This is a genomic window from Pseudoxanthomonas sp. LjRoot125 (assembly GCF_964252705.1).
In the GTDB taxonomy this organism is placed as follows: Bacteria; Pseudomonadota; Gammaproteobacteria; order Xanthomonadales; family Xanthomonadaceae; genus Pseudoxanthomonas_A.
The window spans coordinates 786,096-799,130 of record NZ_CAXUOY020000001.1 but is presented as its reverse complement, the minus strand read 5'-3'; the positions used below and the strand labels follow the sequence as shown (position 1 = coordinate 799,130).

Genomic DNA, 13,035 nt, shown 5'->3' with positions numbered 1-13,035 from the left:
GCACCCGCGCATGGACATGTCGGTCGCGCGGTGCCATCACTGTGGCGAACCCGTCGCCGACGGCACGACGGCGCGGATCGAAGGCGGGCATGCATTTTGTTGCGACGGCTGTGCCGCCGCCGCCGCGTGGATCGAAGACGCCGATCTCGGCAGCTACTACCGCTTGCGCAGCGCCGCCGCCAACCGCGTGCAGGCCACCCGCAGCGACCTGGACAGCTGGGATCGGCCCGAACTGCTCGACGAACACAGCCGTGCGATCGACGGCGGCCGCGAGATCGTGCTGCTCACCGACGGGATGCGCTGCGCCGCCTGCGCCTGGCTGATCGACCGCGCCCTCGCCCGCGAAGCCGGCGTGCTCGACACCACCGCGAACGCCGTCACCGGACGCATCCGGATCGGTTGGGATCCTGCGCGCACGACGTTGTCCACGCTGCTTGAGCGCCTGGCGATGCTCGGCTACCGGCCCTACCTCGCCACGGGCGATGCGCGCGAACAGGCGCGCCTGTCCGAGCGCCGGCGCTGGCTGTTGCGCCTGGGCGTCGCCGGCCTGGGGTCGCTGCAGGCGATGATGCTCGCCGAGGCGTTGTACCTGGACGTCAACGCGACGATGCCGCTGCCCACGCGCGACCTGTTCCGCTGGCTGACTTTCCTGGTCAGCACGCCGGTGGTGTTCTACAGCGGTTGGCCGTTCCTCGCCGGCATGGCGCGCGAACTGCGCGCCCGCCACCTCGGCATGGACACACTGATCGCCGGGTCCACGCTGCTCGCCTACTTCGCCAGCCTGGCGGAAACGATCCGCGGCGGCACCCATGTCTGGTACGACGCGGCGGTGATGTTCGTCTTCCTGCTGCTGGCCGCGCGCATGCTGGAACAGCGCGCGCGCAACGTCGCTACCGCGCAGGTGGATGCGCTGGCGCGGGCGCAGCCGGTCTTCGCCACCCGCGAACGCGCGGACGGCACGCGCGAATCCGTGCCGCCTTCCGCATTGCGCATCGGCGACACCGTCTGCGTGGCCGCCGGCGACGGCGTACCGGCCGACGGCGTGCTGCTGGACCAGGACGCGGATTTCGAAGAAGCACTGCTGACCGGCGAATCGCGCCCGGTGCGACGACGCGTCGGCGACACCGTGTATGCGGGCACCACCTGCCGCGAGCGTCCCGCCCGGTTGCGCGCCACCGCCACCGGCGCCGCCACGCGGTTGTCGCAGCTCGCCGAGCTGGTGGATCGCGCGCAGGGGCATCGCCCCCCGATGGCGCAGCTGGCCGATCGTGTCGGCCGCCATTTCGTGGTCAGCCTGCTGGTATTGGCGGTGTGCGTCTATGTGGGCTGGCGCATGTACCAGCCAGAGCGCGCGTTCGAAGTCACGCTGGCGCTGCTGGTGATCAGCTGCCCCTGCGCCCTGTCGCTGTCGGTGCCCGCCGTGCTGGCCGCGGCGCATGGCGCGCTGGCGCGTTGCGGCGTGCTGGCGACCCGGCCCGAAGCGCTCGACACGCTGGCGCGCGCCACGGACATGGTGTTCGACAAGACCGGGACCCTCAGCGATGGCCGCCCGGCGCGCGTGGCGGTCGAGGTCTTCAACGGCGTGGATGCCGATGCGGCAACCCGTATCGCCGCGGCGCTCGAGAAGGACAGCGGCCACCCGATCGCGTCGGCGTTCGCGGATGTCGACAGCCGCGCGTCGGCACAGGCGGTCGTCGCGCATCCGGGAAGCGGTGTGGAAGGCGAGGTGGACGGCCGTCGCTGGCGCTTCGGTCGGGCCGACTGGGCGGCGGGACGCACGGATGACGGCGGGCTCTGGCTGGGCGACGGCACGTACGGCGTGGCGCGCTTCACCTTGAACGAACGTCCCCGCGAGGACGCAGCCGCCGCCCTCGACGCATTGCGCGCGCAGGGCCTGCAGCTGCACCTGGCCAGCGGCGACAGCGACGGCGCCGTGCAGCGCCTGGCGCATGCGCTCGGCATCGCGTCGCCACTCGCGCGCCAGTCGCCCGAGGACAAGCTGGCGCGGGTGCGCCAGCTGCAGCAGGAAGGCCGCATCGTCGCGATGGTCGGCGACGGCCTCAACGATGCGCCGGTGCTGGCAGGCGCGGATGTGTCCATCGCGATGGGCGAAGGCGCACCGCTCGCGCAACAGGCCGCGGACCTCGTCGCCACCGGCCCCTCGCTGCTGCGCATCGCCGACGCGGTGCGCGTGGCGCGCCTGGCGCGCAAGCTGGTGAAGCAGAACCTGGCGTGGTCGGCCGGCTACAACCTGCTCGCCGTGCCCCTGGCGGCGGCCGGCCTGGTCACGCCGTGGATCGCCGCACTCGGCATGGCGGTATCCTCGCTGGCAGTGACCGTCAATGCGCTGCGCTTGGCGCGCGACGACCGGAGACTCGCCGCATGAACATCCTGCTGATGCTGTTGCCGATCAGCCTGCTCCTGCTGGGGCTGGCCATCGCCGCGTTCGCCTGGGCGGTGCGCAAGGGCCAGTTCGACGATCTCGATACGCCGGCGCTCGACATCCTCGACGACGCACCGCCGCGCCCGGTCGCGCCCGCCGTTCCGTCCCCGCGCGAAGGCGACGATGGGGCCTGATGTTCCCGTCCTGCTCGCCGCGCTGCTCGCGGGGCTGGTGGGCAGCACGCACTGCGCGGTGATGTGCGGCGGCATCGCCACCGGGTTCTCGGCGATGTCGTCCCGCCAGGGCTGGCGCGAGGCGCTGCAGTTGAACCTGGGCCGCGTGGGCGGTTACGCGCTGGCCGGCGCACTGGTCGGCGCATTCGGCGGCGGCTTGTTGTCGCTGGCGCGCCATGACACCGCCGTGCTGGCGATGCGGATCGGCGTGGGCCTAGCACTGGTGGTGCTGGCGCTGCGTTTGCTCGACCAGCGCGGGCGACTCGATGTCCTCGCACGTCCCGGCGCGAAGATCTGGCAGGCGCTGCGGCCGCTGCATGCGCGCGTCCTGCCTGCGGACACGCTGCCACGTCGCCTCGCCGCGGGTGCGCTGTGGGGCTGGCTGCCGTGCGGACTGAGCCTCAGCCTGCTGACGGTCGCGTGGCTGCAGGCGAATGTGCGCGATGCCGCGCTGACGATGGCGGCCTTCGGCCTCGGCACGCTGCCGATGATGGTGACGCTGACATGGTCCGGTGCACGCCTGGGCCGACGGTGGCAGCAACCGGCCTTCCGTCGCGTCGCTGCCGGCTTCGTGCTCGCCGCGGGCGTGCTGACCATCGCCTCGCCGTGGCTGATGCAGCACCCCGCGCTGCACGGCATCCTCGCCGCACTGGGCTGCCAGCCCTTGCCGGCATGAAGGGGACTGCCCCCGATCAGGCGCCGGCGCCGACCGCCGCGCTGCGGCTGAAGGCGCTGGGCCGCGACGCTGCGCTGCCCTTGCGCGGCGCCAGCACCTGCGCCGTGCTGGCCGGCGTACTGCTGGTACCGCAGGCCGCATTGATCGCCCTGTGCATCCAGCGCGTCTTCGTCGCCGGCGAATCGGTGGCGGCGCAGTCGCCATGGCTCGCGGCGTTGCTATCCGTGCTCGTCGCACGCGCGCTGCTCGCCTGGACAGGACGGCGCTGGGCAGACCAGGCGGTGGAACGCATCCGCATCGCCCTGCGCGCCCGCCTCGCGCGCGCGGTGGTGTCGCGCGGTCCGGCGTGGACACGCTCGCAGCAGAGCGGTGCACTGGCCGAACACCTGGGCACGCACGTCGATGCCGTCGAGGGCTACTACGGCGGCTTCGTCCCGGTGCGGGCGGAAGTCGTCGGCGTTCCGCTGGCGATCCTGCTGGCCGTGTTCGCGGTGGATCGCACCGTCGGCCTGATCCTGCTGCTGACGATGCCGCTGGTGCCGGTCTTCATGATGCTGGTCGGTTGGGGCGCCGAAGCCGCCAGCCGTCGCCAGTTGCAGGCATTGGCGCGCATGGGCGGCCACTTCGCCGATCGCCTGCGCGGGTTGGGGCTGATCCGCGTGTACGGCCGGGGCGAGGCCGAGCTGCAAGGCATCCGTGCGGCCGCCGAGGAGCTGCGCGTGCGCAGCCTGCGCGTATTGCGCATCGCCTTCCTGTCGTCGGCGGTGCTGGAATTCTTCGCCTCGCTCAGCGTTGCGATGATCGCGCTGTACCTGGGCCTGAGCTATCTCGGCATGCTCGACCTGCGCACCGCGCCGCTCACGCTGGGCGCGGGGGTGTTCTGCCTGCTGCTGGCGCCGGAGTTCTACGCGCCGTTGCGCCGGCTCGCCACGCACTACCACGACCGCGCCGGTGCGCGCGCGGCCATGGAGGAGCTCGCAACCCTGCTCGATACGCCCGAGCACTCGTCTTCCGAACCGGTCCCGCCGCTCAACGCCCCTTCGGCACCGCTCGTCGTGGCACGCGGCGTGACGGTGCGGCACGCCGGTGCAACGCGCGATGCCCTGCAAGCCGCTGACATCGCCTTGCACCGTGGGCAGCGCGTGGCACTCGTCGGCCCCAGCGGCGGCGGCAAGAGCACCTTGCTCGATGTCCTCGCGGATCTCGTGCCGCCGACCGCAGGCGAGCTGATCCACACGAATGGCCTGCGCATCGGTTACGCGCCGCAGCGCCCGTTCCTGTTCGCCGGCAGCCTGCGCGACAACCTGCGGATGGCCAGGCCCGAGGCGAGCGACGAAGAACTGCGCGCCGCCGCCGATGCCGCCCAGGTGCTCCGCTTCGCCGACCGGCTGCCGGACGGACTGGACACCGTGATCGGCGAGCGTGGATTCGGGTTGTCGGGCGGCGAAGCAAGGCGCGTGGCGCTGGCGCGCGTGTTCCTTCGCTCACCCGACCTGCTGCTGCTCGACGAGCCCACCGCCTTCCTCGACCCCGACACCGAAGCGGCCGTGTTGCAGGCGATCGTGCGCTTCGCGGAAGGACGCTGCGTGGTGATGGCGACGCACAGCGCGGCCGCGATGGCAGCCATGACGACGGTATGGCACGTGCGAGATGGCCGGTTGAGCACGACGGAGGACGGCGCTTGAGCGCACAGGACCCTCGCCTGCGTGATGTCCTTCGCGTCCATCGCCGCCTGGCGACGTTGGCCGTGGTCCTGCTGCTGCTGACGTTGATGGCGGGCACCGCCTTGCTCGCGGTCTCGGGGCATTTCCTGACCGCCGCTGCATTGGCAGGCACCGGCGCGCTCGGCTTCAACTTCTTCGGTCCGTCCGCCGGTATCCGCGCGCTGACCTTCGTTCGCATCCTGTCGCGGTATGCGGAAAAGCTGGTGGGCCACGACGCCACGTTGCGTATCGCGCGCGACCTGCGGGTGTGGTTCTTCCGGCGTGCACTGCCGCGGGCGCCGCTCGGGCTAGGCCACCACCGCGTCGGCGAGCTGGTCACCCGATTGCTGGCCGACATCGAGGCGGTGGACGGACGGCTCGTCCGCGCCGTCGGCCCCTTGCTCGCCGTGCTGGCGTTGTGCGTGCTGGCGGCGGGCATCGCAACAAGCATCCTTCCCGCGGCAGGCGGCGTGTTGCTGGTGGTGCTGTTGCTGCTCGGCGTGGCGGCGCCCTGGTGGTCGGTCCGTCGCGCGGCCGCACTCGAAGATGCCCGCGCCGACGCGCGCACGCGACTGCGCGCCGGCGTGCAGGAAGGCATCGAGGGCCAGGTGGACCTCGCGGCGATGGAGGCGACATCGGCCTGGCTGCAAGCACTCGATGCGCGCAGTCGCGATGTCGCGCACTGGGATGGCCTGCGTCGTCGCCGGCTCGCCGATGCCACGCTGCTGCAGGCGCTGGTGGCCGCGTGCGCGCTGCCTGCGATGCTGTGGTTGCTGCTGTCGGCGGTAGACGCGGGACGGCTCGATGCCGCGCTCGCCGGCGCCCTGTTCTTCATGACGGTCGCGGTCCTGGAGGCATGCAGCGCCATCGCGCCCGCCTGGCAGGCATGGCATGCAGCCGCCATCGCCGTGCGACGACTGGAAGAGGTGGTCGAAGCACCGGGAACGCGCGTCGGTGCCGGCAAGCACCGGGCTGCGGCACAAGGCGCGCTCGTGCTGCACGACGTGACGTTCGCCTGGCCGGGCACGTCGCGCCGCGTACTCGACCACGCGACGTTGCGCATCGAACCCGGCGAACACGTGCTCATCGCCGGCGACAGCGGCGCGGGGAAATCGTCGCTCGTGGCGCTGGTGCTCGGGCTGTGCGAACCGCAGAACGGCGAGGTCTCGTTCGACGGCATCGAGCTGCGCACCCTGGCGTCCGCGGACTGGCATGCGCGCATCGCGTGGCTGCCGCAGGACGCGCCGGTGTTCTCCGGCAGCGTGCGCGAGAACCTCCGGCTCGGCGATCCGCACGCCGACGACGCGCGTTTGTGGTCCGTCCTCGCCCAGGTGCATCTGGATGCGCACGTCCTCGGCCTGAGCGATGGCCTGGATGCGTGGGTCGGCGAGAACGGCGCCACGCTTTCCGCCGGACAGGTGCGCCGGCTGGCGCTGGCGCGCGCGCTGTTGCGTGACGCGCCGCTACTGCTGCTCGATGAACCCACCGAAGGCCTGGACCAGGACACCGCCGACGCGCTGATGCGCGATTTCGCCGACGCCGCGCATGGACGCAGCGCGGTGATCATCAGCCATGCCGTGCCGCCGGAGGGCGTGGCGGATGCACGCTACAGGTTGCAGGACGGGAAGCTGCTCAGGGAGGCCGGACCCTTGTAGGAGCGACGTCAGTCGCGACCGCAAGAATGAAGTGCCTTTGCACGGACGGATCCCGCGATGAAGGTATGAGTTCCGCGTGCGCGATGCCTGTCTTTGCAAGTGCGGCGTGCGGTCGCGACTCACGTCGCTCCTACAAAAAGCAGAGCTTCAGGCCCGCGCTTCGGCCAAGGCGTCCAGGCGCGCGCGGTTGAGCAGGCGCACGTGGTGCGGATCGTCGGTGGCGATGCTGCCTTCCTGGCGCAGGCGGGTGAAGCTGCGGCTGACGGTTTCCACGGTCAGTCCCAGGTAGTCGGCGATGTCGGTGCGCGTCATCGGCAGGATCACTTCGGTGTCGTCCTGGCCCTGGCGGCGGCGGCGCTGCGCCATGTCGACGAGGAAGCCGGCCAACCGCTCCATCGGGTTCAGGCGCGCGAGCGACATCAGGTTGCTGCGGGTGGCGTCCAGTTCCACGCATGCGCGCTCGAGCAGCTCGCGCTCGAGTTCGGGGTGGTCGTTGCACAGGCTGCGCATGTCGGCCATCGAGAACTCGCAGAGCGTGCTGTCGGTGATCGACTCGATGGTGTGCTTGTAGTGCGAGGTGCCGCTGAAGCCGATGAAGTCGCCCGGCATCAGGAACCCGGCGACCAGGCGACGGCCATCCGGCAGCAGGCGGATCCGGCGCAGGGCGCCCTTGGTCACCGTGAACACGCCGCGGCGGGGTTCGCCTTCGCGCACCAGCGCCTCGCCTGCCACCAGGCGGACGTCATCGGCCAGCGATTCCATGGCCTGGGCCTTCTGCACCGGCAGCGCCGCGCAGACGGCCAGGTGCCGGACCAGGCAGCCGCTGCAGCCGCGCGCGGCCTGGCAGACCACGGCGTCGCCGGTCCCTGAACCGGGCACCGGGGCGTCGTTCTGGCGGAGGATGCGAAGGCTCATGGCGGTCGGCTACGTGGGTCTTCACGGGCCATGATACGCCCGCAAACCCTTGATTTCCGTACTGCGACAATCGGTCGCAGCGCGCGCTTTCAGCGGGGATTCCCCCATTCAGCCCCGGATTCGGGTACAGTGCGCGCCGCTTGCCTGCGGCCGTTCGTTTCCCCGATGGTCCGCCGGCGCAGGGAATTCCCCGCGAATTCCCGCGCCCGCCCCGCTCCGACTTCTTTCGTTGCGCAAGCTCGGTAGCGCCGTTTTGGCGCCTCCGCACCCCTTCTCGCAGCGCGGTTTCAGGGAACGCTTCGAGTCACGGTCTTGCCGCATTCCGCGCGTTCCATGCCGCCGCACGCTTCCGTGCCGGTGTTGCGCGCGCGTCCGGCCGACCGGCTTTGGAGCTTCGACAATGACGTTTGAAACCTTAGGCCTGGCGCCCGCCCTGCTGCGCGCGCTCGACGAACAGGGCTACACCCAGCCCACCCCCGTCCAGGAACAGGCCATCCCGCTGGCCCTGGCCGGCCACGACCTGCTGGCGGGCGCCCAGACCGGCACCGGCAAGACTGCCGCGTTCGGCCTGCCGCTGATCCAGTACCTGGCCACCACCCCGCAGGAAGTGCAGCGGGGCGGCCCGCGCAAGCCGCGCGCCCTCGTGCTGACCCCCACCCGCGAACTGGCCGTGCAGGTGCACGACAGCCTGCGTAGCTACGGCAAGTACCTGCGCATCCCCAGCACCACCATCTACGGCGGCGTCGGCATGGGCAACCAGCTGGACGCGCTGCGCCGTGGCGTGGATCTCGTGATCGCCTGCCCGGGCCGCCTGATCGACCACCTCGAACGCCGTAGCGTGGACCTGTCGGGCATCGAGATCCTGGTGCTGGACGAAGCCGACCGCATGCTCGACATGGGCTTCCTGCCGTCGATCAAGCGCATCCTCGCCAAGCTGCCCCGCCAGAACCGCCAGACCATGCTGTTCTCCGCGACCTTCGCCGATCCGATCCGCGAGCTGGCGCTGGAGTTCATGCACGACCCGAAGCAGATCCAGGTCACGCCGAAGAACACGGTGGCCGAGACCATCACCCACCGCGTGCATCCGGTCGATGGCAGCCGAAAGCGCGACCTGCTGCTGCACCTGCTGGCCAAGGACAGCCGCGTGCAGACGCTGGTGTTCGCCCGCACCAAGCACGGCAGCGACAAGCTGGCCACGTTCCTGGACAAGAGCGGCATCAAGACCGCGGCGATCCACGGCAACAAGTCGCAGGGTGCGCGCCAGCGCGCGCTCAGCGACTTCAAGGCCGGCCGCATCAACGTGCTGGTCGCCACCGACATCGCCGCGCGTGGCATCGACATCGACCAACTGCCGCAGGTGATCAACTTCGACCTGCCGATGGTGGCCGAGGACTACGTGCACCGCATCGGCCGCACCGGCCGCAACGGCTCGACCGGCGAAGCGATCTCGTTGGTGGCGCAGGATGAAGCCAAGTACCTGCGCGCCATCGTGCGCATGCTGGGCCGCGACGTGGACCTGCGCGACGTGCCGGGCTTCGAGCCGCAGACGCCGATCCGCTGGGGCAACAGCGCGCCGGGCAAGGCCGACCTGCCGGGCGGCGAGCGCACCCCGCGCCGCAACGGCCCGCAGAAGCACGCGCGTCGCCCGCACGGCGATGCGCCGCGCCACGCGCATGCCGGCCCGAAGAAGCACGGCGGCCAGCGCCGCGACGGTCGCCCCGGTGGCGCCCGCCAGGGCCAGTCGCGCCCGGCCCGCTAAGCTGCACCCTGCGCGCGGCACCCTCGGCGGTGCCGCGCGCTTCCACGCTCCAGGATCCGCCGCATGGACATCTTCAAGGTCTTCACCGTCGAAGCCGCACACCGCCTGCCGCACGTACCGGACGGCCACAAGTGCGCGCGCCTGCATGGACATTCGTTCCGCATCGAGCTGCACCTGTCCGGGCCGATCGACCCGCGCGCCGGCTGGGTGATGGACTTCGCCGACGTGAAGACGGCCTTCCAGCCGATCTACGACCGGCTGGACCATCACTACCTCAACGACATCCCGGGCCTGGACAACCCCACCAGCGAGCAGCTGGCCACGTGGATCTGGGACCAGGCCAAGCCGGTGCTGCCGCTGCTAAGCGCCGTCGTGGTGCATGAAACCTGCACTTCCGGCTGCCGCTATACCGGCCCCTGAGCGCTGGAACCGGTTCCAGACCACGCCATACAAGCGTTTGATTTTTAACGGCTCCTGACCGTTCGTCGGATTTCCATACGCCGGTTATTGCGCTGCAACATGGATCCCTCTATGCTGCGCCGCAACAGATGGAAATCCCCTTTTAGGAGCACGCCATGACCACGCAATTCAACGAAAGCTTCAGCCAGTTCACGCACCAGTTCGCGGCCGCTGCGGCCCGTGCGAACCGCCTGGCCCTGGAAAGCGCCGAGACGGTGTTCGGCGTGCAGCTGAAGACCTTCGAAAAGAACGTCGACGCCACCACCGCCTTCTTCGGCGAGCTGGCCGAGACCCGTGATCTCGACGGTTACAAGAATCTGTGGCCGAAGGGCCTGCAGGTCGCCAAGGACAACGCCGAGCGCGTCGTCGCCGCCAGCCAGGAAGTGTTCGGCCTGAGCCTGAAGACCGGTGAAGCCTTCGGCCAGCTGGTGAAGACCCAGTTCGAAACCGCGACCGACAACGTCCAGGCCTCCGTGGCCAAGGCGACCAAGGCCGCGAAGGCCAAGTAAGCCCGCTTCAACCGGTTATTGCGCGGCCCTCCCCTCCCTCCGCGCAAGCCCGACCCGGCAGCCCCCACGCTGCCGGGTTTTTTATTGTCCGCGATCAGGGCAACGCGAGGGACGTCGCCAGCGCCTGGGCCTGCGCACCCGGGGCATGCGGCAACCGTCCCCAACAAGGCACGGGCATGCGCGCCGACAGCAGGGCGAAGTTTTCGTCGCGGCGCGCCATGTCGGGGTCGACTTCGTTCGCGATCCAGCCCACCAGCCGCGCGCCGTCGTCCTGGATCGCGCGCGCGCTGAGCCGCGCATGGTTGATGCACCCCAGGCGCATGCCGACCACCAGCACCACCGGCAGGCGCAGCTGTTCGACCAGGTGCCGCTGGTCGAGCGTGGCCGTCAGCGGCGCGGCCCAGCCGCCGACACCTTCCACCAGCACCATGTCGGCCAGCGGATGCAGGCGTTCGAACGCGGACACCAGCACACCCAGTTGCACGTCCACGCCCGCATCGCGCGCGGCGATCTCCGGCGCCAGCGGCGCGGGCAGGGCGTAGGGATTGACGTCCTCGTAGGGCGGCACCGGATCGCTGGCGGCCTGCAGGGCCAGCGCATCTTCATTGCGCCAGCCATCGGGCATACGTTCGCAGCCGCTGGCGACCGGCTTCATGCCCACCGCGCACAGGCCACGTGCGCGGAACGCATGCAGCAGCGCGGCGCTGGCGACGGTCTTGCCCACGCCGGTATCGGTGCCGGTGACGAACAGCCTGTCCATCGCCTCAATCCTCCGCGCGTGCCGGCCAGCGACGCGCGCCCCAGCGCTGTCCCGCCACGTGGAGCAGGCCGGTGAACGAGAGCAGGAAGTACACGCTGCCCGGCAGCGCGACCTGCCACGAGCGCGAGTCTTCGGTCAGCAGGCCGGCGATCAGCACCGACAGCAGCCCGACCAGGACGAAATACGCATGCGAAGCGAACTCGCCCGCGGCGTTGGCGGCGGCCTCTCCATCCAACTCCAGGCGCGCACGCGCACGCCACGCCAGCGCGTACAGGCCGCCGATGCAGGCCGACATCGACGCGAACGCCAACCCGTAAAAGGTGAACATGAAGGCCAATGGGCGCGCCCCGTTGGCGTCGTTCAGCGGCATCGGCAACCAGCCGCCGGTGATCCAGGCGAAGAAGGTGCCCAGCAACAGGCGCAGCGGATACACGTAGACCAGCACCAGGAACACCAGCAGCAGGCTGAGCAAGGTGGCGGGCACGCTGCCGAGGCGGTAGCGACGGCTCCAGCGCACGTGCGCATACCAGAACATCGCCACCATCGCGAAGCTGGCGGCGAACGCCGGCACGTTCTTCAGCGCCTGCAGCAGCGCGCCGATGCTGTCCGGGATGCTGTCCACCGAGATCACCAGCAGGGTCACCGCGAACGCGAAGGCCGCATCCACGAACGCCTCGAGCCGCGTCACCCCATGGCCGCGCCAGCTGGCCTCGTCTTCACCTGCGCTCATGCCTACCCGTCTCCCCGTCAGGCCTGCCGATGGAATGCATCATATCGGGCCGCCGCGAAGTGCCGGGAGTAGAATCGACGGCATGTCATTCGCCTCCCAAACGCTCACCGGCAGCAAGCCGGAACAATACGCGCAGCTGGTCGAACAGGCGCGCGCCCTGCTGGCTGGCGAACCGGACCGGATCGCCAATGCCGCCAACCTGGCCGCACTGGTCTACCACGCCCTTCCGGACTTCAACTGGGTGGGTTTCTACTTCTTCGATGGCCGGGAATTGGTGGTCGGTCCGTTCCAAGGCTTACCAGCCTGCGTGCGGATCCCGTTGGACAAGGGGGTCTGCGGAGCCGCCGCACGCACCCACCAGACCCAGCGCGTGGACGATGTGGACGCCTTCCCGGGCCACATCGCCTGCGATTCCGCATCGCGCTCGGAATTGGTGGTCCCGCTGGTGAAAGGGGGCGAACTCGTCGGCGTGCTCGACCTGGACAGCCCCCGCCTGGCCCGGTTCGATGCGGACGACCAGGAAGGCATGGAACGCATCGCCGCCATTTTCCTGGATTCGCTGACATGACAGGCACCAAGCTGCGCAACATCGGCCCCAAGTCCGCCGCCTGGCTCCGCCAGGTCGGCCTGCGCACGCAGGAGGACCTGGAGTCGGTTGGCGCGGTCGAGGCCTTCATCCGGGTCAAGCGTGCGGGGTTCCGCCCGAGTCTCAACCTGCTGTATGCGCTGGAAGGCGCCCTGCTGGATTGCCACTGGCAGCAGTTGCCCGAAGCGCGCCGCGGCGAACTACTGGTGGCCTACGACGCGGCCGCGGCCTTGCTGCCGCCACCGCGTGGCCGCCCTGCCGCCGGCCCGGTGACGACGACCCACACCGAGCAGGAAGAAGACACGGGCCCGTCCCTGAACCTGTTCGACTCGCGCGGCGACGACTGATCGCCCGCGGCGACCGCGCGCCTGACGGCGACGCGAGCGCTTCCCGTATACTGCGCGCGCTTTCAGGTGACCCGCGCCTCGTGCCGGGTTGAAACGGGAAGCCGGTGACCCGCCCCACGGCGGCATTCCGGCGCTGCCCCCGCAACGGTAGGCGAAGACAGCCGCGGCATCGGCCACTGTGCGTCCACGACGCATGGGAAGGCGCCACGGCGGAGTGCCCTGCACTCGTTCGCAAGCCCGGAGACCGGCCTGGGAGTCCACTGGTTGCGATGCGGAGGGCGTCGCGGCGTGCCGCGCCGCTTCGCCTGCGCTGTCCGCTC

General features: G+C 70.4%; 13 protein-coding genes and 1 riboswitch. Of the genes, 10 read left to right on the top strand and 3 right to left on the bottom strand.

Going from position 1 to position 13,035, the window contains the following annotated elements; translation table 11 throughout:
* The first annotated feature begins 10 nt into the window (after positions 1 to 10).
* Genes ACSION_RS03515 through cydC form a run of 5 tightly spaced genes read left to right on the top strand, consistent with a single transcriptional unit; the run spans position 11 to position 6,650 of the window.
* Positions 11 to 2,386, top strand: a complete 2,376-nt coding sequence (locus ACSION_RS03515; RefSeq protein ID WP_435304862.1) for a heavy metal translocating P-type ATPase — start codon at positions 11 to 13, stop codon at positions 2,384 to 2,386.
* Positions 2,383 to 2,577 (top strand): cbb3-type cytochrome oxidase assembly protein CcoS, encoded by a 195-nt coding sequence (ccoS, locus tag ACSION_RS03510; protein ID WP_093489882.1) that lies wholly within the window; start codon positions 2,383 to 2,385, stop codon positions 2,575 to 2,577. The genes ACSION_RS03515 and ccoS overlap by 4 nt, the downstream gene beginning before the upstream one ends.
* A complete protein-coding gene (locus ACSION_RS03505) occupies positions 2,567 to 3,292 on the top strand; it encodes a sulfite exporter TauE/SafE family protein (RefSeq protein WP_435304861.1) in 726 nt (241 codons plus the stop codon). Before ccoS ends, ACSION_RS03505 begins: the two co-directional genes overlap by 11 nt.
* Complete coding sequence (gene cydD / locus ACSION_RS03500; RefSeq protein ID WP_435304860.1) at positions 3,289 to 4,977, top strand: thiol reductant ABC exporter subunit CydD; 1,689 nt, start codon at positions 3,289 to 3,291, stop codon at positions 4,975 to 4,977. Before ACSION_RS03505 ends, cydD begins: the two co-directional genes overlap by 4 nt.
* Positions 4,974 to 6,650 (top strand): thiol reductant ABC exporter subunit CydC, encoded by a 1,677-nt coding sequence (cydC, locus tag ACSION_RS03495; protein WP_435304859.1) that lies wholly within the window; start codon positions 4,974 to 4,976, stop codon positions 6,648 to 6,650. Before cydD ends, cydC begins: the two co-directional genes overlap by 4 nt.
* Positions 6,651 to 6,797: 147 nt before the next feature.
* Here cydC and ACSION_RS03490 read toward each other — a convergent pair whose 3' ends face one another.
* Complete coding sequence (locus ACSION_RS03490) at positions 6,798 to 7,565, bottom strand: Crp/Fnr family transcriptional regulator (protein ID WP_435304858.1); 768 nt, start codon at positions 7,563 to 7,565, stop codon at positions 6,798 to 6,800.
* A 400-nt stretch (positions 7,566 to 7,965) separates the two neighbouring features.
* Between ACSION_RS03490 and ACSION_RS03485 the strand changes: the two genes are divergently transcribed.
* From ACSION_RS03485 to ACSION_RS03475, 3 genes are all read left to right on the top strand, one after another.
* Positions 7,966 to 9,324: a DEAD/DEAH box helicase gene (locus ACSION_RS03485; RefSeq protein WP_435304857.1), complete on the top strand. Its 1,359-nt coding sequence runs from the start codon at positions 7,966 to 7,968 to the stop codon at positions 9,322 to 9,324.
* A gap of 63 nt (positions 9,325 to 9,387) precedes the next feature.
* Positions 9,388 to 9,744: a 6-carboxytetrahydropterin synthase QueD gene (gene queD, locus ACSION_RS03480; protein ID WP_435304856.1), complete on the top strand. Its 357-nt coding sequence runs from the start codon at positions 9,388 to 9,390 to the stop codon at positions 9,742 to 9,744.
* A 155-nt stretch (positions 9,745 to 9,899) separates the two neighbouring features.
* Entirely contained in the window at positions 9,900 to 10,292 is a 393-nt protein-coding gene (locus tag ACSION_RS03475; RefSeq protein WP_093489875.1) for a phasin family protein, read from the top strand.
* Between the two features lie 94 nt (positions 10,293 to 10,386).
* Here the strand turns inward: ACSION_RS03475 and bioD are convergent, their stop codons facing one another.
* Entirely contained in the window at positions 10,387 to 11,052 is a 666-nt protein-coding gene (gene bioD / locus ACSION_RS03470; RefSeq protein WP_435304855.1) for a dethiobiotin synthase, read from the bottom strand.
* A 4-nt stretch (positions 11,053 to 11,056) separates the two neighbouring features.
* Positions 11,057 to 11,782 (bottom strand): TMEM175 family protein, encoded by a 726-nt coding sequence (locus ACSION_RS03465; RefSeq protein WP_435304854.1) that lies wholly within the window; start codon positions 11,780 to 11,782, stop codon positions 11,057 to 11,059.
* Positions 11,783 to 11,864: 82 nt separating this feature from the next.
* Here ACSION_RS03465 and ACSION_RS03460 point away from each other — a divergent pair, with 82 nt between their 5' ends.
* The gene (locus ACSION_RS03460) at positions 11,865 to 12,350 is read left to right on the top strand and encodes a GAF domain-containing protein (protein ID WP_435304853.1); all 486 of its coding nucleotides are present in this window, start codon (positions 11,865 to 11,867) and stop codon (positions 12,348 to 12,350) included.
* Entirely contained in the window at positions 12,347 to 12,715 is a 369-nt protein-coding gene (locus ACSION_RS03455) for a TfoX/Sxy family protein (protein WP_093489871.1), read from the top strand. Before ACSION_RS03460 ends, ACSION_RS03455 begins: the two co-directional genes overlap by 4 nt.
* Positions 12,716 to 12,762: 47 nt before the next feature.
* A riboswitch (cobalamin riboswitch) is annotated at positions 12,763 to 12,982 on the top strand.
* Positions 12,983 to 13,035 lie beyond the last annotated feature (53 nt).

Bases quoted from the DNA above. Each gene is read 5' to 3' on its own strand.
- ACSION_RS03515 (WP_435304862.1), top strand. From the start codon at position 11: ATGGACATGTCGGTCGCGCGGTGCCATCACTGTGGCGAACCCGTCGCC.
- ccoS (WP_093489882.1), top strand. From the start codon at position 2,383: ATGAACATCCTGCTGATGCTGTTGCCGATCAGCCTGCTCCTGCTGGGG.
- ACSION_RS03505 (WP_435304861.1), top strand. From the start codon at position 2,567: ATGGGGCCTGATGTTCCCGTCCTGCTCGCCGCGCTGCTCGCGGGGCTG.
- cydD (WP_435304860.1), top strand. From the start codon at position 3,289: ATGAAGGGGACTGCCCCCGATCAGGCGCCGGCGCCGACCGCCGCGCTG.
- ACSION_RS03490 (WP_435304858.1), bottom strand. From the start codon at position 7,565: ATGAGCCTTCGCATCCTCCGCCAGAACGACGCCCCGGTGCCCGGTTCA.
- ACSION_RS03485 (WP_435304857.1), top strand. From the start codon at position 7,966: ATGACGTTTGAAACCTTAGGCCTGGCGCCCGCCCTGCTGCGCGCGCTC.
- queD (WP_435304856.1), top strand. From the start codon at position 9,388: ATGGACATCTTCAAGGTCTTCACCGTCGAAGCCGCACACCGCCTGCCG.
- ACSION_RS03475 (WP_093489875.1), top strand. From the start codon at position 9,900: ATGACCACGCAATTCAACGAAAGCTTCAGCCAGTTCACGCACCAGTTC.
- bioD (WP_435304855.1), bottom strand. From the start codon at position 11,052: ATGGACAGGCTGTTCGTCACCGGCACCGATACCGGCGTGGGCAAGACC.
- ACSION_RS03465 (WP_435304854.1), bottom strand. From the start codon at position 11,782: ATGAGCGCAGGTGAAGACGAGGCCAGCTGGCGCGGCCATGGGGTGACG.
- ACSION_RS03460 (WP_435304853.1), top strand. From the start codon at position 11,865: ATGTCATTCGCCTCCCAAACGCTCACCGGCAGCAAGCCGGAACAATAC.
- ACSION_RS03455 (WP_093489871.1), top strand. From the start codon at position 12,347: ATGACAGGCACCAAGCTGCGCAACATCGGCCCCAAGTCCGCCGCCTGG.